Here is a 1,406-nt window from a genome sequence, read left to right as displayed (position 1 = left end):
TCCGAATGGGGAAACCCACTCCGAATGGAGTATCCATGACTGAATACATAGGTCATGTGAAGCGAACGCGGCGAACTGAAACATCTAAGTAGCCGCAGGAAAAGAAATCAACCGAGATTCCCAAAGTAGTGGCGAGCGAAATGGGACCAGCCTGCATTCTTTATCTGTACCGTCAGCCAAACGCTCTGGAAAGTGCGGCCATAGTGGGTGATAGCCCCGTAGGCGAAGGCGGAATGGAAGAACTAGGTATGCGACAAGTAGGGCGGGACACGTGAAATCCTGTCTGAAGATGGGGGGACCATCCTCCAAGGCTAAATACTCGTGATCGACCGATAGTGAACCAGTACCGTGAGGGAAAGGCGAAAAGAACCCCGGGAGGGGAGTGAAATAGATCCTGAAACCGCATGCATACAAACAGTCGGAGCCTCGCAAGGGGTGACGGCGTACCTTTTGTATAATGGGTCAGCGACTTACATTCAGTGGCAAGCTTAACCGAATAGGGCAGGCGTAGCGAAAGCGAGTCCGAACAGGGCGTTCAGTCGCTGGGTGTAGACCCGAAACCAGGTGATCTATCCATGGCCAGGTTGAAGGCACGGTAACACGTGCTGGAGGACCGAACCCACTAACGTTGAAAAGTTAGGGGATGAGCTGTGGATAGGGGTGAAAGGCTAAACAAACCTGGAAATAGCTGGTTCTCTCCGAAAACTATTTAGGTAGTGCCTCGTGTATCACCTTCGGGGGTAGAGCACTGTCATGGTTGATGGGTCCATTGCGGATTACGTCGCCATAGCAAACTCCGAATACCGAAGAGTGCAATCACGGGAGACAGACATCGGGTGCTAACGTCCGGTGTCAAGAGGGAAACAACCCAGACCGCCAGCTAAGGTCCCCAAATATGACTAAGTGGGAAACGAAGTGGGAAGGCTAAAACAGTCAGGAGGTTGGCTTAGAAGCAGCCACCCTTTAAAGAAAGCGTAATAGCTCACTGATCGAGTCGTCCTGCGCGGAAGATGTAACGGGGCTAAGTCATATACCGAAGCTGCGGATGCGTGCTTTGCACGCATGGTAGGAGAGCGTTCCGTAAGCCTGCGAAGGTGCGTTGAAAAGCGTGCTGGAGGTATCGGAAGTGCGAATGCTGACATGAGTAGCGATAAAGGGGGTGAAAGGCCCCCTCGCCGTAAGCCCAAGGTTTCCTACGCAACGTTCATCGGCGTAGGGTGAGTCGGCCCCTAAGGCGAGGCAGAAATGCGTAGCTGATGGGAAGCAGGTCAATATTCCTGCACCATTGTTGAATGCGATGGGGGGACGGATCGCGGAAGGTTGTCCGGGTGTTGGAAGTCCCGGTCCTTGCATTGGAGAAGGCGCTTTGGCAAATCCGGGCGCGGAATTCAAGGGTGTGAGGCCAG

1 rRNA gene is annotated in these 1,406 nt (G+C 53.4%); it reads left to right on the top strand.

Annotated elements, in window-relative coordinates:
* A 23S ribosomal RNA gene (locus tag VSR72_RS43970) occupies positions 1-1,406 on the top strand; the annotation flags it as partial.

Source organism: Paraburkholderia sp. JHI869, assembly GCF_038900775.1.
Taxonomy (GTDB): domain Bacteria; phylum Pseudomonadota; class Gammaproteobacteria; order Burkholderiales; family Burkholderiaceae; genus Paraburkholderia.
Note: the sequence above shows the minus strand (reverse complement) of the source record. Positions and strands in the feature narration are given on the sequence as shown.